The organism is Treponema putidum (genome assembly GCF_000755145.1).
GTDB lineage: Bacteria > Spirochaetota > Spirochaetia > Treponematales > Treponemataceae > Treponema_B > Treponema_B putidum.
This window is the reverse complement of sequence record NZ_CP009228.1, coordinates 1,319,843-1,334,439: the sequence shown is the minus strand read 5'-3', so window position 1 is coordinate 1,334,439 and position 14,597 is coordinate 1,319,843. Positions and strand designations below refer to the sequence as shown.

General features: G+C 37.0%; 10 protein-coding genes. 4 read left to right on the top strand and 6 right to left on the bottom strand.

Annotated features, from left to right (window positions below; all coding sequences use genetic code 11):
* Positions 1 to 100: 100 nt before the first annotated feature.
* The 4 genes from JO40_RS05970 (at position 101) to JO40_RS05955 (ending at position 7,291) form a co-directional block, all read left to right on the top strand.
* On the top strand, positions 101 to 928 hold the full coding sequence (locus tag JO40_RS05970) for a sigma-70 family RNA polymerase sigma factor (RefSeq protein WP_044978550.1): 828 nt from the start codon (positions 101 to 103) through the stop codon (positions 926 to 928).
* Between the two features lie 66 nt (positions 929 to 994).
* Positions 995 to 2,740, top strand: a complete 1,746-nt coding sequence (locus JO40_RS05965) for an ABC transporter ATP-binding protein (protein ID WP_044978549.1) — start codon at positions 995 to 997, stop codon at positions 2,738 to 2,740.
* A gap of 113 nt (positions 2,741 to 2,853) precedes the next feature.
* Entirely contained in the window at positions 2,854 to 5,112 is a 2,259-nt protein-coding gene (locus tag JO40_RS05960) for a peptidase U32 family protein (protein WP_044978548.1), read from the top strand.
* A 40-nt stretch (positions 5,113 to 5,152) separates the two neighbouring features.
* Positions 5,153 to 7,291, top strand: coding sequence for a methyl-accepting chemotaxis protein (locus JO40_RS05955; protein WP_044978547.1), 2,139 nt, complete (start codon positions 5,153 to 5,155; stop codon positions 7,289 to 7,291).
* Here JO40_RS05955 and JO40_RS05950 read toward each other — a convergent pair whose 3' ends face one another.
* The 6 genes from JO40_RS05950 to JO40_RS05925 form a co-directional block, all read right to left on the bottom strand.
* Positions 7,292 to 8,680 carry a small ribosomal subunit Rsm22 family protein gene (locus JO40_RS05950; protein WP_044978546.1) on the bottom strand — a complete coding sequence of 463 codons (1,389 nt, stop codon included), beginning with the start codon at positions 8,678 to 8,680 and terminating at the stop codon, positions 7,292 to 7,294.
* A complete protein-coding gene (locus JO40_RS05945) occupies positions 8,664 to 8,990 on the bottom strand; it encodes a MerR family transcriptional regulator (protein ID WP_044978545.1) in 327 nt (108 codons plus the stop codon). The genes JO40_RS05950 and JO40_RS05945 overlap by 17 nt, the downstream gene beginning before the upstream one ends.
* 2 nt (positions 8,991 to 8,992) lie before the next feature.
* The gene (gene der, locus JO40_RS05940) at positions 8,993 to 10,423 is read right to left on the bottom strand and encodes a ribosome biogenesis GTPase Der (protein WP_044978544.1); all 1,431 of its coding nucleotides are present in this window, start codon (positions 10,421 to 10,423) and stop codon (positions 8,993 to 8,995) included.
* Positions 10,410 to 12,194 (bottom strand): phosphoenolpyruvate--protein phosphotransferase, encoded by a 1,785-nt coding sequence (gene ptsP, locus JO40_RS05935; protein WP_044978543.1) that lies wholly within the window; start codon positions 12,192 to 12,194, stop codon positions 10,410 to 10,412. The genes der and ptsP overlap by 14 nt, the downstream gene beginning before the upstream one ends.
* A 69-nt stretch (positions 12,195 to 12,263) precedes the next feature.
* The gene (locus JO40_RS05930) at positions 12,264 to 13,163 is read right to left on the bottom strand and encodes a riboflavin kinase (RefSeq protein ID WP_044978542.1); all 900 of its coding nucleotides are present in this window, start codon (positions 13,161 to 13,163) and stop codon (positions 12,264 to 12,266) included.
* A 73-nt stretch (positions 13,164 to 13,236) separates the two neighbouring features.
* Complete coding sequence (locus JO40_RS05925; protein WP_044978541.1) at positions 13,237 to 14,580, bottom strand: APC family permease; 1,344 nt, start codon at positions 14,578 to 14,580, stop codon at positions 13,237 to 13,239.
* Positions 14,581 to 14,597: the final 17 nt, after the last annotated feature.

Below are 14,597 nucleotides of genomic sequence, written 5' to 3'. Positions count from 1 at the left end.
AAATAAACATAGATAAAATAATCAATTCTTCTTACAAATTTTACAAAAAAGAAGCATATTTTAGCACGGTTTTTGCTTAAAAGATTATGAGGTATAAACTATGACAGAAAATTTGCTTTTACACTACATACATGATACTAAAAAATATCCTCTCCTATCAGCCCAAGAAGAAGCAGAATTAGCCGATGAAGTAAAAAAAGGTAATAAAAAGGCAATAGAGACTCTTATTACATCAAACTTGAGGCTTGTAATAAAAATGGCAAAAAAGTTCAGTTCAAATGAAAACCAAATTTTGGAGCTCATTCAAGAAGGCAATATGGGGCTTATGAAGGCAGCCTCTAAATTTTCAAAATCGTTTAAGGTTCGTTTTTCAAGTTATGCAGCTTGGTGGATAAAACAATCTTTTATAAGATACTTAAATTCGTCCGACAAAGTTATAAAAATCCCTGTAAGAAAAGAAGCTTTAATCAGGCAAGTACACCAAGAAGAAGAAAAGTATAGAATCAAATACGGAATTTCACCTTCTTATAGGCAGCTTGCAGAAATACTAAAAGAAAAAGTAGATGTTATCGCTCAGATAAAGGCCTTCAATTATACGGATATATGTAGTTTAGATGACCCGATTGATAATGAAAGTTCAACAAACCTATATGATTTTATTCCATGTAATACCTATAATCCCGAAGAAGAATTTATAGATAATGAATTCAAAGAAAAATTAAATAAGTGTTTGGAAATTCTTAATGACCGTGAAAAAGATGTTTTAAAACACAGATACGGTCTTGACGGTACTATGACCTCGACCACTTTTGCAGTCTTAGGAAAAAAACATTCAATTTCTGCAGAATCCATCCGCCAAACCCAACTGCGGGCTTTAAAAAAACTAAGAGCTGATACAAATAAGATAAAAGCTATGGTTTTAGTTTAAGAGCTTTTATTTTTTTTACAAATCTTGTAATATAATTTATATTCTTTTGTTTGCAGAGGTAAGTCTATGAAAAAATTAAAGACTTTTTTTGCGGCATTTCGGTTTATTTTTAAACAAAGTCCATTGTCTACTTTTTTTCTTGTATGTTTAACCTTACTTGAAGGTGCAGTACCCGCCGTTTTGGCATTAATTATGAGAAATTTAGTCGATGCAGTAACAGGCGGAATATCTGGCGGGGTAGATTTTTTTGCAAAATTAATTGCAATGTGGATGGCTGCAATGGTAATACAGCAGGCTATTTCGACATTTTTACGCCTTTCGATAGATACCTATAATGTAAAGACTTCTTACAGGATAGGTAAAAAAATAATTGAAAAAAGGCTTCAATTTGCCGGGGTAGCTGTTTTTGAAGAGCTTAAATTTCAAACAATATATGAGCGCATTTCGGATTCTCAATACCGGATTGAAAATTTTGTAAATAATTTTAGATATTGGTTTAAAAGTATTGTGGAATTTGTATCGATATTTATTTTATTTTTAAATTTTGAATTCTGGATTCCGCTTGCAATATTTATTTCAATCATTCCCGGTATTTTTGCGGCAAAAAAAATTGCAAAAATTCAAGTTGAACAGGAAGATACTATCTATGATATTGAACGTGAAGCAGGTTACTATCGAAACATTTTGATTGCCCCGTCTACGGCACGAGAAATCAAGTTATTTGATTTTGGAAACTTATTCTACTCAAAATTTAAAGCAAAATCAAAAGAACTTATTTTAAAAAATTCCAAATTTAGAGGAAAAATTGCCGCTATTGATTTTGCCGGAACAGGTGTAAGAATAATTGCGGTTGCTGTTATCATGTTCATTCTTTCTCAAAAAGCATCTGATGGAACTTTAAGCCCAGGACTTTTGGCAATGTTTCTTCAGTCTGTTTTTGCTTTTTCCTCAGCTATGCTTACAATTATAGAATTTTGGGCTTATCAAGATTCGGCAATTGCATTTTTTGATAGGCTTTTTACCTTTTTCGATATGAAAGACAAACTTGTACTGAGTAAAAATCCGAAAGTTTTTGCCGGAAAAATAGAGTCGATAGAATTTAAAAATGTAAGTTTTTCTTATAATTCTAAAGATTTTGTTTTAAAGAAGGTTTCTTTTAAATTAAACTCTGACGATATTACCGCCATCGTCGGTGAAAACGGTGCCGGAAAAACTACAATCATTAAACTGATAGCCCGTTTTTACGACCCTAATGAAGGTTCTATTTTAGTAAACGGAGTAGACCTAAAAGATTTTGATTTAAATGAATATCAAAAAGCAATATCAGCCGTATTTCAAGATTATGTTAAGTACCATATATCTGCCGCTGAAAATATTTTGCTAAAAGGTGACTTAGATAAAAATAAAGACCTTATTAATCAAGCCGGCTTAGATTTTATTGATTCTTTTCCCGATAAAGAGAAAACTCTTGTCGGAACTTTTTTTGGAGGCCTTGAGCTTTCAGGAGGCCAATGGCAAAGGCTTGCAATTGCACGCGGCTTAAATAAGCCCCACTCTCTTTTATTGGTTGATGAACCTACAGCGGCCATAGACCCGATACAAGAAAGAGACCTTTATGAAACTCTTCTTTCTAAAAAAGAAATGACAATTTTAGTAACTCACAGACTCGGCAGTATACGCAAAGCTAACCGTATTTTAGTATTAAAGGAAGGCTCTTTAGTTGGCCAGGGGGCGCACAAGGACTTGATGAATACCTGTCCTTATTACAATGAACTTTATTCAAGTCAAGCAGAAATGTATATTAACTCTTAAATTAAAAATAAGAACAGTTATCATTCTGACATCACAAATCTTTTATTCCTTCTTACCGGATTTTTTTGATTTTTTTTGTAAAATATGATACAATTAAATATGAGGTATAAACAATGAACGTAGAACTTTTAGCTCCGGCAGGGAATACCGAGGCCCTTGATGCTGCCGTAAACGAAGGAGCAGATGCCGTATATTTAGGCTTAAAAACTTTTAATGCGCGTATGCGTTCCTCCAATTTTGCATGGAACCAATTTGAAGCAGCCGTAGACAGTCTTCACAAGCGGAATAAAAAGGTCTATGTTACCGTTAATACGGTTTTAACCGAAGAAGAAACCGAAAAGATGTACCGCTTTTTAAAATACCTTGCTTCCGTTTCTCCTGACGGAATCATTGTCCAAGATTTAGGTATAGTCCAAATGGCTAAAACCTATTTTCCGGGGTTGAGGCTCCACGCTTCAACCCAGATGAATATAGCCTCGGCCAAGGCTGCAAATGCTTTAAGCCGGTTCGGAATATCAAGGGTCGTTTTAGCCAGAGAGCTTTCACTAAAAGAAATTGAAGCGGTCAACTTAAACACCTCCTGCGAGCTTGAGGTTTTTGTGCACGGAGCTCTCTGCGTCTGCCAATCGGGGCTTTGTATGTTTTCTTCATACCTCGGAGGAAAATCGGCAAACCGCGGAATGTGTGCCCAAGCCTGCCGAAGACTGTACACAGCCCACACACCTCAAGGGGATAAGGACGGCTATTATTTTTCACCCCATGACTTGCAGCTCATCGATTATGTTCCCGACCTTATAAGAGCAGGGGTCTCCTCTTTTAAAATTGAAGGAAGAATGAAGAGTGCGGAATATGTAGGGACGGTAGTTTCAGCCTACCGCCATGTAATCGATAACTGGGAAAAGAATAAAAAAGAAGCCGTCGAAACAGGCCGCCGCATTTTAGCCGGAGACTTTGCCCGAAAAAAGACGAGTTTTTTATTTGTTTCTTCAAAGGCTGAGGAAATATTAAGCCCGAATCAGGCAGGGGGCACGGGTATTTTTTTAGGAACTATAGACAAAACCGCCCAATTTAAGATTAAAGAAGTTGAAGGAAAAACAAAAGAAGACCCAATGAGAAAGGTTCACTATGTGCTTTTAAAGGGCGGCTCCTATACTCCCGATTTCGGAGATTCGATTCGGCTCCATACAAAGGATGACCGCGGAAGAGAGAGTTGGAAAATTCAAGATATCCGAGTTGAAAAATCGGCCGCACAAAAAGCAGGTTCAGCTGAAAAAGTATGGATTCAAGTTCCTGCCGATTTCGGCATAGGAGACAGCGTTTACCTTTTGCAGACTAAAAGCATGAGCAAGCGTTATCCTCCGGTGCTTCCCAAAACTCTAAGCCCATTTAGAAAAAGGCCCGGCGATGACAAACTTCCCGAGCTTAAGCTCTATCCCGAAGGAAATCCGGCCGGGAACATTGAGGAGAATACAAAAGCCTCTGCCAAAACAGGAGTCAAAAAAAGACATGAGGATAAGCGGAGCAAGAATATTTTGACTAAATCCAATATAGATATTTTCCCGGACGGTTTCTATGTTCAAGTGTCCTCCGTAAACAGCCTCCACACAATTCTTTCCGATAAACCTGTGCGGGTAATTATAAACCTAAACGAGGATACAAAGGATGCCTTAGCCGGTACTCAAAAAAACGGCAAACCTCTTCCTTTCTCAAAGCGGGAAATCTTTATTTCCCTCGATCCTTTTATGGGGCAGGCAGAAAGCGATGAGCTTGAACTATATCTTTTCGGCCTCATAGAAAAAGGATATACTCAATTTGTAATAAACAATCCTGCTCATATTACAATGCTGAAAAATAAAAATTTAAACCTTGTTGCCGGCCCCTATCTTTACAGCTTTAACCGATGGGCGGTAAAATGGCTTCAAGAAAATAATATTTTAAAGTTTATATCTCCCATCGAAAACTCTCAAAAAAATCTTGAAGAGGTTTACACTCCCGGCATGAGAAAACAGGTACTGATTCCCGTTTTTGCCTATCCTGCCCTATTTAGGATGAGATTTACGCTCCCTAAAACTTATGATTTCTTATATTTTTCCGATAAACAAGGAGAGGCGTTTAAAACTTTTTCAACACCGTCGGCTTCATTTGTTCTGCCGGAAAAACCGTTTTCGATAACCGACCGCATTGGGGCTCTCGAAAAAAAAGGATTCGATAAATTCCTTCTTGATTTTTCTCACACGGAAATAGAGCGTAGTGAGTACAGATACATTGTAAGTTCATGCAGAAATGGAAGCTTCATAGAAGATACTTCACGGTTTAACTGGAAAGAAGGCTTTTATGACCCTGTAAAGATTGAAGCAAGAAAACAAAAGTAATATTTCAAAAAATTTATATTTAGATCTAAGGAGATTTTTTATGTCAGAAACAAAAGGTACCTCAGCTATTACTTCCCGGACGGCAAAGACGAGGTTTCATTCCATAGGTAGTAAACTTTTAATTTTTACCGTTATACTGCTTTTAATACAATATCTGATAATCGGATATAAGGATTGGCGAAGCCTTAGAAAATTTTCTGAAAAACAAATAAAGATGATGGCGGATCTAAAACATTCGGCCTTCAACCATGAGTTAAATACTTATGAGATTATGGGGAAAATAATATTGGATAATATCTCAAAAGATGATAAAATAATCAAAGCCTTTGCCGAAAGAGACAGAGAAACTCTTACCGAACTTACATTACCCCTTTTTGATAAAATGAAAAAGAATTATAAAGCTAAACAATTCCATTTTCATATACCGCCTGCAATTTCATTTTTGCGCGTTCAAAATCCTAAAAAATTCGATGATGATCTTTCAGGATTTAGAAAAACAATTTTGCAAGCAAATTCCGAAAAAAAAGAAATACACGGTCTTGAAGTAGGAGTAAGCGATTTGGGTTTTAGAGTAGTAAAACCTCTTTTTGATCAAAACAATAAACACATAGGTTCGGTAGAATATGGGGGCGATGTTAACAGCGACTTTATACAAAATTTTCTTAAGAGCTGTTCTCAGGAAGTATTGGAAGGCGGTTTAAATATAAGCATATGTGCCCGCACTTTAGACAATACTTATAAAATAATGGGCTCCAATTTTGAAAATGATAATTCCGAAGACTCTGCTGCGCTTATGGAAGAATTAGGAAACAAAGAGAATCTTATCAAAATTAATGGAACCAACGCAGCGGCTTATTATCCTATGTATGATTTTTCAGGAAATATAATAGGATACTCAAAATTTGTATATTCTATTGAAGCAATTCAAAAAAGTCAAACAAACTTTTTTGTAAAGACAACAGCTGTTTTAGTTTTTATATTTATTCTATTTGTTTTGACAATTATAATTTTTACAAAATTTATTATCATACGTCCTGTTAATAAAGTTATCGACTCTCTTAAAAGCATTTCGGAAGGAGACTTACGGGTTGCTCTTCCTGCAACGGGTAACAATGAAATTGGAAAGCTGACAGGATATTTTGCCGACACGATTGCAAAAATAAGCTATATGATAAAAGCGGTTTTAATGAATTCACAAGAAATGAGCGAGGTCGGTGAGGCCCTTGCAAACAACATAGCAGAAAGAGTAAGTGCAATACATCAAATCACCCAGAATATAGAATCAGTAAAGGCCCAAACAGAAAATCAGAGCTCCAGTGTAACCGAAACATCTGCAACAATCGAACAGGTTATCAGCAGGCTTGGAGAATTGGACAGCGATATTGAAGTACAGGCTTCAAGCATTGAGCAGTCCTCTGCAGCGGTTGAACAAATGACGGCAAATATCGCTTCGGTCACAAAAAACCTTGAAAAAAATAATACCCTAATTAAAACGGTATATGAACAGACAAAAAACGGTAAGGACGGAGCAAAGTCGGCAAATGATGTCGTTGCTCAAATAGCATCTCTTTCTGCATCTCTTCTTGAAACGAGTGAGATTATTCAAAATATTGCAAGTCAGACAAATCTTTTGGCTATGAATGCAGCAATTGAGGCGGCCCATGCAGGCGAGAGCGGAAAAGGCTTTGCCGTTGTAGCCGACGAAATCAGAAAGCTTTCAGAGGAATCAAATATGCAGGGCAAGCAGATAGGCGAAGTTATGAAAAAATCTACCCAGATTATCGAAAAACTTTCAGTCGTAGGAGATGCTGCCGAAAAATCTTTTATTACCGTTTACGAATTGGTAAATCAAATTTCAGAGCAAGAGGAGCTTATAGTAGCGGCTATGAAAGAACAAGAAAACGGAAGCAATGAAGTTTTACAGGCGATAAAAAATATAACTACAATAACAGACGAAGTAAAGACCAGATCTATTGAAATGCTTTCCGGAGGTATTAAGGTTTCGGAAGAAATGCAAAAACTTGATATGCTTACCAAAAATATTAACAACAGTATGAATGAAATGTCGGCAGCCGCTTCCGAGATAAATGACTCAAGTAAAGAAGTAAGCGATATTTCTCAAAAAAATAAAAACAGTATCAGCCGGCTGTCGGCAGAAGTTAATAAGTTTAAGGTCTAATTAAACTTGAACAATCAAAGCACCGGTTTTTCTGTCATGGAAGAACCGGTTTATTTTTTCGGTTTCAATCTTTATAAGAGAGCCGTCCACATATTCTTTAAGTTTTGACCGTGCTCCTTTTTTTTCGGTTAAGAGCAAAAAGCCTTTTTCGGAGCAAGCATAGCGGCCTATTTGACCGTCGGAAAGTTTTATTATTTCAGAACTGATACGTGCAAGGAATTCTTTTTTCTTTTCAGTCTCAACCCCTTTTTGTTTTTTTTCTCCTCTGCAATATATAAAAGAAAGACTTGCTCTGGTTTTTTCAAGCCTTGCAGCTTCAGAAAGCTCAACAAGTTTTGGAGGAGCATCATCGGCATAAAAATAAAAATGACACCACTTACCGGAAGCTACCGGATATTTCACATCTCTCGGTTCAGTTATTTTTTTTCCGGGGATTGGACAGATTCCCATATGAGGGCAAGGCGAGATAATCTCATATTTTTTTTGGATAAAGTTTTTACGCAAGGCTGAAACAAATTCCCCCGCAAGGGGTATGCCAGGTTCAATTATTAAAGCTGCACCGTCCTCTTGAAGATAATGCTGAATTGTTTTTGCAGCTCTTTCAGCTTCTCCGTCAATCTTAATTGAAGAATCCCAAAATATTTCATTGAACATATTTGCACTTACAAAAAGATCTACCTTTTCTTTTAACGGAAGACCGAAGCTGCCGTTTAATTTTGTAAGTTTCCAATTCGGTGCTTGCTCTATTCCGGCATTTTGATTTGTAAAAGCAAAAAGAGAATTAAACAAAGCCTCTCCTGCCGCCAAAGCCTTTCCTGAAATATCGGCACAATACCAATGAAGTTTTTTTGAACGCAATTCCGGTTTAGCAATCCAAAAAGCACACATAAGGGTCATAGGCCCGCAGCCGAAGTCCGCAATCGTATCTCCGTCCTTTAAATCAAAATCAAGATTGCCTATCAATTTTGAAATACGCACCAAGTTCCACCACATATAGTGGTAAATATAGGCCGTTAATTTTACGGGATTATTTAGGTAATTTACTTTTCGCGAGCCTCTTTCATTTGTAAGTTCATGGAATAAGATACGGATATCCTTTGGAACCGAGGCTGACTGTTTTGAAGAAAGTTTTAAAGCATCTTTTATAATAAGGTCAAAGGAATTTAAAAGAATCTTTGCAGCCTCATCATTTTCCTTAAAAATATTTTTTCCTGTATTTTTTGTCTTTACACTCTTTATCTGAATTTTTTGCCGATTATTTTTGTTTTCGGTATTTTTTTCTTTATTCAGATTTCCATCAAATTCTTTTTCTTTATTTTTTTGATGGTGAATTTTTATTTCGTTCTTCTTTACAAATTTTTCATAGAATGGTTTATTTTGTTCCGTCATTTTTTTCTTCCCGTATAATTCCGTAAATATTTAAAAGTTGATCCCTAAGTTCGGATATTTTAGCCGTAAGGGAACCCTGAGCGGCGCTTTGATTTATTATTTCGGCAGCAGCTCCTTCAACCGTATACTTTTTTTTATTTATTAAATAATCCAGCCGATAGATGATTCCCAAATCATGAGAGCTGTAAATACGCCTTCCGCCCAAATCTTTTTTAGGCTGCAAGACAGGAATATTGTCTTCCCAATATCTTAAAGTATGAGATTTTATTCCTGTAATTTTTTCAACTTCACCTATCGAAAAACCTTTCATTTCTAAAGCCTTTCTTCCCAGCGTTTTCGGCTTCCCTTAACCTTGAGCAAGATAGGAATCATTTCAAAACCTAAATCGCTTCTGATTTTATTTTGAATATACCTCATATAAGATTCGGTTACATAGTCGGGTCTGTTTGAAAACAACAAAAACTCAGGCGGGCGGGAACCTGTCTGCACAATGTATTTAAAGGTAAAAGCTGTTTGACGGCCTTGCGGAGGGGGTGCGGCTTGAAGCCAATCTTTTAATGCAATGTTTAGAGCCGAGGTTTCTATTTTTTTATTTAGCTGCTCGAACATTTTAATAGCCGTATTTAAAAGCTCTTTGATGCCCATTCCTTCATTTGCCGAAATAGCGAGTACGGGGGCATAGTCCATTTTGCCGAACATAACCTTTATTCTTTCTTCTTCATCCTTAAAAGCTTTTTTTGTTTGCTCCATCAAATCCCATTTATTTAAAACAAAGATAACGCCGAGTCCGCGGTTAGTTGCCTGCACTATAATTTTTTTATCCTGTTCGGTTAAACCTTCTTGAACATCTATCAGATGAAAAACTATATCGGCATTGTCCATGCTTTTAATTGCACGCACTACTGAATAATATTCTATATCTTCGTTAACCTTTGCTTTGCGCCTTATTCCCGCCGTATCTTGAATAACGAATTTTCTATTTTTATAAGAAAATTCTCCTTCAACAATATCGCGGGTAGTGCCTGCAACATTTGAAATTATCGAAGCGGAAGAACCTGTAAGATAGTTTGCCAAAGTTGACTTTCCCGTATTGGGTTTACCGACAATCGTTATTCTTATTGTATCATCTTCTTCAAGTTCTTTTATATTGCTAAAATCAAGACCGGCTGTCAATTCTTGAGCCAAGACCGAAATATTGTCTCCGTGTTCGGCACTTATACAGGTCAAAGATTTAAAGCCGTAAGAGTAATAGTTGCAAGCCTCTGCCATGAGTCTTCCGCCCTCAGTTTTATTTACGGCAACAACCAGCTTATTAAAATATGGCCGTAAAAATTGAATAAACTCTTCGTCCTCAGCAGTTGCAAGACCTGCATCGAGAAGAAGTAAAATCCTGTCGGCTTTTTTTAGAGTGGAAATAGTTTTTTCCATAACAAGCTCATCTATAGTATCTTCTGCCTTATCACCGCTCCTCGTAAGTTTAAAGCCGCCCGTATCTACAAGCATAACGGGAAGGCCGTTTATAATTGCCTGAGCTTCAACAGGATCGCGGGTTACGCCGGGAGTCGGATCGGTAATGGAACGGCGTTTTCTTAAAAAGCGGTTAAACAATGTAGATTTACCGACATTGGGGCGGCCTACGATAGCTATCAAAGGAATATTTTGGTATTTTTTTTGATGAGAAAATTCCGAGTTCACTGAATCTATATTTTCTTCATCAATAATTTCTTCTTTATTTTTCGGCATAATAGGGCTCCAATGTTTTTTGTACCTCTGCTTTTATTTGCGATGCGGAATTTAACTTTTTAATTTTTTCGTATAAGACTTCCGCATCCTTGACTTTTACGGACTGCATAAATTTTTGCATTTTTAAAATTTTTCCGGCAGGCATACTGAAATGTCTCAAACCCATTCCCAAAAGCAAAAAGGCAGCATCTTCATGCGAGGCCATTTCTCCGCACATTGAAACCAAATGGCCTTCCTGCTCTTTTATAAACTTTTGTGCATCGATAACATTTTTGATAAGACGCAAAACGGCCGGTTCAAAATAATTTGCAAGATAAGCAACCTTTGTGTTTTCTCTGTCTGCCGCCATCGTGTATTGAATAAGATCATTTGTTCCGATAGAAAAGAAATCCAAATACGGAGCATAGAGATCGGCTGCTACAGCCGCCGAGGGTACTTCAACCATAATTCCGACATTAACCTCTTCAATTATTTTTTTACCGGCAGCATTACATTCAAGTTTACATTCTTCAATTATTTTTTTAACTTCGATAATCTCTTCAACGTTTGAAATCATCGGAATTAAAAGAAAAACGTTTCCGAATACTCCTGCCCGTAAGATAGCATTGATTTGAGTTTTAAAAATTTCTTTTCTTTCTATGCAATAGCGGACAGCCCTCCAGCCGAGCAAGGGATTTTTTTCACGCAAATTTTCCTGCTCATCAATCATCTTGTCGGCACCCACATCGAAGGTTCGGATAACTACAGGCTTTTTGCCCATAGCTTCGACAACTTTTTTATAGGCTTCAAACTGAGTATCTTCATCCGGAATTTTACCGTCCTCTAAAAATAAAAACTCGGAGCGGAAAAGACCTATGCCGTTTGATATGGTAACAAATTTATTTTCAATTTCTTCGGGGAAGGCAATATTCGCATTTACCGAAACCTGAACTCCATCCTTTGTCGTAATCGAAAGACGCTCAGTATAATTTTTTTGAGCTTCTAAGAGTTCCTTAATTTCAGCATTTCTTTTTTCGATACGGCACTCATATTCTTTTATAAGGGTCTTGGAAGGGTTAAATAAAACAAAGCCTCCGTCCGCATCGAGAGCTGCGGGCATATTGGTTCGGGCAAAATCCATACAGTTTTTTACACCTACGAGCATGGGAATATCCCAAGCACGAGCCATAATCGAAATATGGCTGGTAACGCCGCCCTCTTCCATAATTATACCGCTCACTCCCGCATTTTTTACCAAGAGAGCCTCGGAGGGTTTTATCAGCTTGGCTGCAATAATCGCACCCTTTGGAACTTTTGTAAATCGGGAATCCCTTGCCCCCTGCTTAAGGAGATGAACAAAAACGGAGTCAAAAGCATCCTGAATATCTACAGCTCTGGCACTAAGGTATTCATCTCCGGCTGTTTGTAACATTGCAACAGTCTCGTCCAATTTTCTTTTTAAAACAAACTCGGCATTCATCCTTGTTTTTTCGATATCGGCAAAAACGGAATCCAAAAAGGCCGTATCCGACAACATAAGAATGTGGGTTGATATAATATCTTCACCGGTTTTATCGTTTTCGCTTTTTTCTAAATCAGATGATGAAGAAATTAATTCCGAAAGCTCGTTTTTTGCCTTTTCCACGGCACCGGCCAATCTCGATTTTTGCAAATCAATTTCATTTTCAGATATGGAATAAGAAGGAATCACCGTTTCAGGCTGTTCCATTATACAATACAGCGGTCCGGCGGCTAAACCGTCGGAGGCTATGAGTCCGTTAAGTTTTTTCATACTGTCTTTATTATAGTAGAAAATGAGGGGATTGGCAACTATCAGGCGTACAAAGAAATTCGGATAAAACTAAAGGTTCTTTTTTGTTTCTTCAATATAACTATGTATTTGCTGAATATCTTTGTCTATTTGTTGTCTTACTTCAGCAAGTCCCCCTTCAAATTTACGAATACCTCTAATGTAAACCAATAATTCAAGAAAAACTTTTTGCCCATATATATCACGGTCAAAATTCAATAAAAAAGTTTCAATAGTTGGAATTGGAATATTATCATCCGATGGCCGTAAACCTATATTTGTCATTCCAAAATGATTTTGGCCTTGAAAATGGCTTATTGATCCATAGACCCCGTGGGGCGGAAAAAGTTTATTAGGTGCAACTGAGAGGTTTGCCGTAGGCATACCGAATTTATGTCCGGCCCCCTTTCCGTGAACTACAGTACCGCTTATAAGATAAGGAGCACCAAGCATTGAGGATACCTTAGAAAAATCACCTTCTTGAATTGTTTTTTTGATAACATCGGAACTAACTTCAATCCCGCCGATACATTCCATTGGAACAGTTTCGACAATAAAACCGTATTTTTTTCCAATTGAACGAAAGTGATTTACGTCTATCTTATCAGACCCAAACAAAGCATTCTCTCCGGCTACAACGGTTTTTGTATTTAGCATCTTATTCAACACATCATGTGCAAAAGATTCAGCCGTCATATTTTTAATTAGGTCTTCAGATAGAGAGAACATAGTATCCAGTTTACTGTTTTGTAATAAATAGGACTTTTCTTCTTCAGTATAAATAACAGAACCGGCATTATTAAACAAGCTAATTAATACAGGCCTTAGATTCTCGTATTTACAAAGTTTATTAATAACAGCCTTGTGTCCAATATGGAGTCCATCAAAAAAACCGATAGCAACACAACTTGCTCCATTAGTGATAGGTTGTAACTTATCCGTAATTTTCATTATTTCCTCCTGCAAAAAACAGACAAATCTCTGTCAAAGAAGCAGCGGAAAACCGCTGCTTCAAATTTAAGGCTTAATCGGCCTTATTTTGTTTCATCATTATAAACATAATAATTCCGCCGATAGCATATAAAATAACCGTGAATAACCACATATATACACTGCCATTAAAAATAGCAGGAATATAACAAACTACTATCAGAATAATCGTCAATACTGAAACAATATTTCCTCCGGGAGCTGCATAATTACCTTCTACATGGGGTAGTTTTTTTCGAGAGGCTATTAAAGAAAAACACACAATAACTATAGTGATTGCTGCCGAAATTGATCCCAGATTTATCAATAACTCTGTAATGCTTGGAAAACAACTTAGGACAATTGTACATGCTGACAAGGTAAGACAGGCTGTGGATGGAACCCCATTTTTATTGACTTTACCGAAAAATGCCGGCAGCATTTTTGCATTTGCCATTGAACATACGGCACGGGCATTTAAGAACCCGACAACAAGCATGGTCGTCAATAAGGCAAGCGTGGCCGAAATAGAAATCAGTTTTGAGAGCCATGGGAACATATTAAGAGATGTAAAAGCCGCAGCAAACATAGGTATAAATCTCATACCGGGATTCTTAATTAAAAATTCTGCGGTAATATTTCCCATAGTCCCTAAAATCATAAGCTGATACAAGAGAACAACAAGAATAAGAGAAATAGCCAATGATTTAGGAACAGTTCGATTCGGATTCTCTACTTCTCCAACCATGAAGGCGATAGCCACTACAGAGCCATACCCAACCATAGCATTAGGAATAGCTTGAATAAAACCGGCTACTCCTTTAGCACCTTGTGTAAAAAATGGAACCATGTTTTGAGGATTCCATTTACCGGCAAACAGAGCAATGCTTGCAAAAATAAGCATGGTTATCACAAGTAAAGCTACCAACACATTATTGTACTTTCCTGCACTTGTAATTTTTATTAAGTTAAGAGCCGTACATATAACAATAGAAATAATTGCCAATGGAATTCTAAATCCGGCTAGAGCTTGAAAACCGACGGATAAGTATACAGATACATAAATAGCAGCAAAAGCTACTGCAATTATATTCGCAATAATATAGCCCCAAGCAGAAATAAATCCCCATACTTTTCCTTCCCGCTCATTTTTACCCATTGCTTTTGCAGGAAATACAAATACACCCCCCGATTTAGGATATCGAATTGATAATTCAGCAACCTGAATTCCATACAAGCCTAAAATCAAGGCAGCAATAAACCATGTAATAAGAGCTGCGGGGCCTGCATAATACATAGTCATTCCGGAAAGAGAAAAAATAGCGCTTCCGATACAGCCTCCAACAAGAATAGTTACACATGAGCCTAAACCCAATTTTTCATTTTCTTTTATTTTCATATAAACCTCCATAAAAA

Bases quoted from the DNA above. Each gene is read 5' to 3' on its own strand.
- JO40_RS05970 (WP_044978550.1), top strand. From the start codon at position 101: ATGACAGAAAATTTGCTTTTACACTACATACATGATACTAAAAAATAT.
- JO40_RS05965 (WP_044978549.1), top strand. From the start codon at position 995: ATGAAAAAATTAAAGACTTTTTTTGCGGCATTTCGGTTTATTTTTAAA.
- JO40_RS05960 (WP_044978548.1), top strand. From the start codon at position 2,854: ATGAACGTAGAACTTTTAGCTCCGGCAGGGAATACCGAGGCCCTTGAT.
- JO40_RS05955 (WP_044978547.1), top strand. From the start codon at position 5,153: ATGTCAGAAACAAAAGGTACCTCAGCTATTACTTCCCGGACGGCAAAG.
- JO40_RS05950 (WP_044978546.1), bottom strand. From the start codon at position 8,680: ATGACGGAACAAAATAAACCATTCTATGAAAAATTTGTAAAGAAGAAC.
- JO40_RS05945 (WP_044978545.1), bottom strand. From the start codon at position 8,990: ATGAAAGGTTTTTCGATAGGTGAAGTTGAAAAAATTACAGGAATAAAA.
- der (WP_044978544.1), bottom strand. From the start codon at position 10,423: ATGCCGAAAAATAAAGAAGAAATTATTGATGAAGAAAATATAGATTCA.
- ptsP (WP_044978543.1), bottom strand. From the start codon at position 12,194: ATGAAAAAACTTAACGGACTCATAGCCTCCGACGGTTTAGCCGCCGGA.
- JO40_RS05930 (WP_044978542.1), bottom strand. From the start codon at position 13,163: ATGAAAATTACGGATAAGTTACAACCTATCACTAATGGAGCAAGTTGT.
- JO40_RS05925 (WP_044978541.1), bottom strand. From the start codon at position 14,580: ATGAAAATAAAAGAAAATGAAAAATTGGGTTTAGGCTCATGTGTAACT.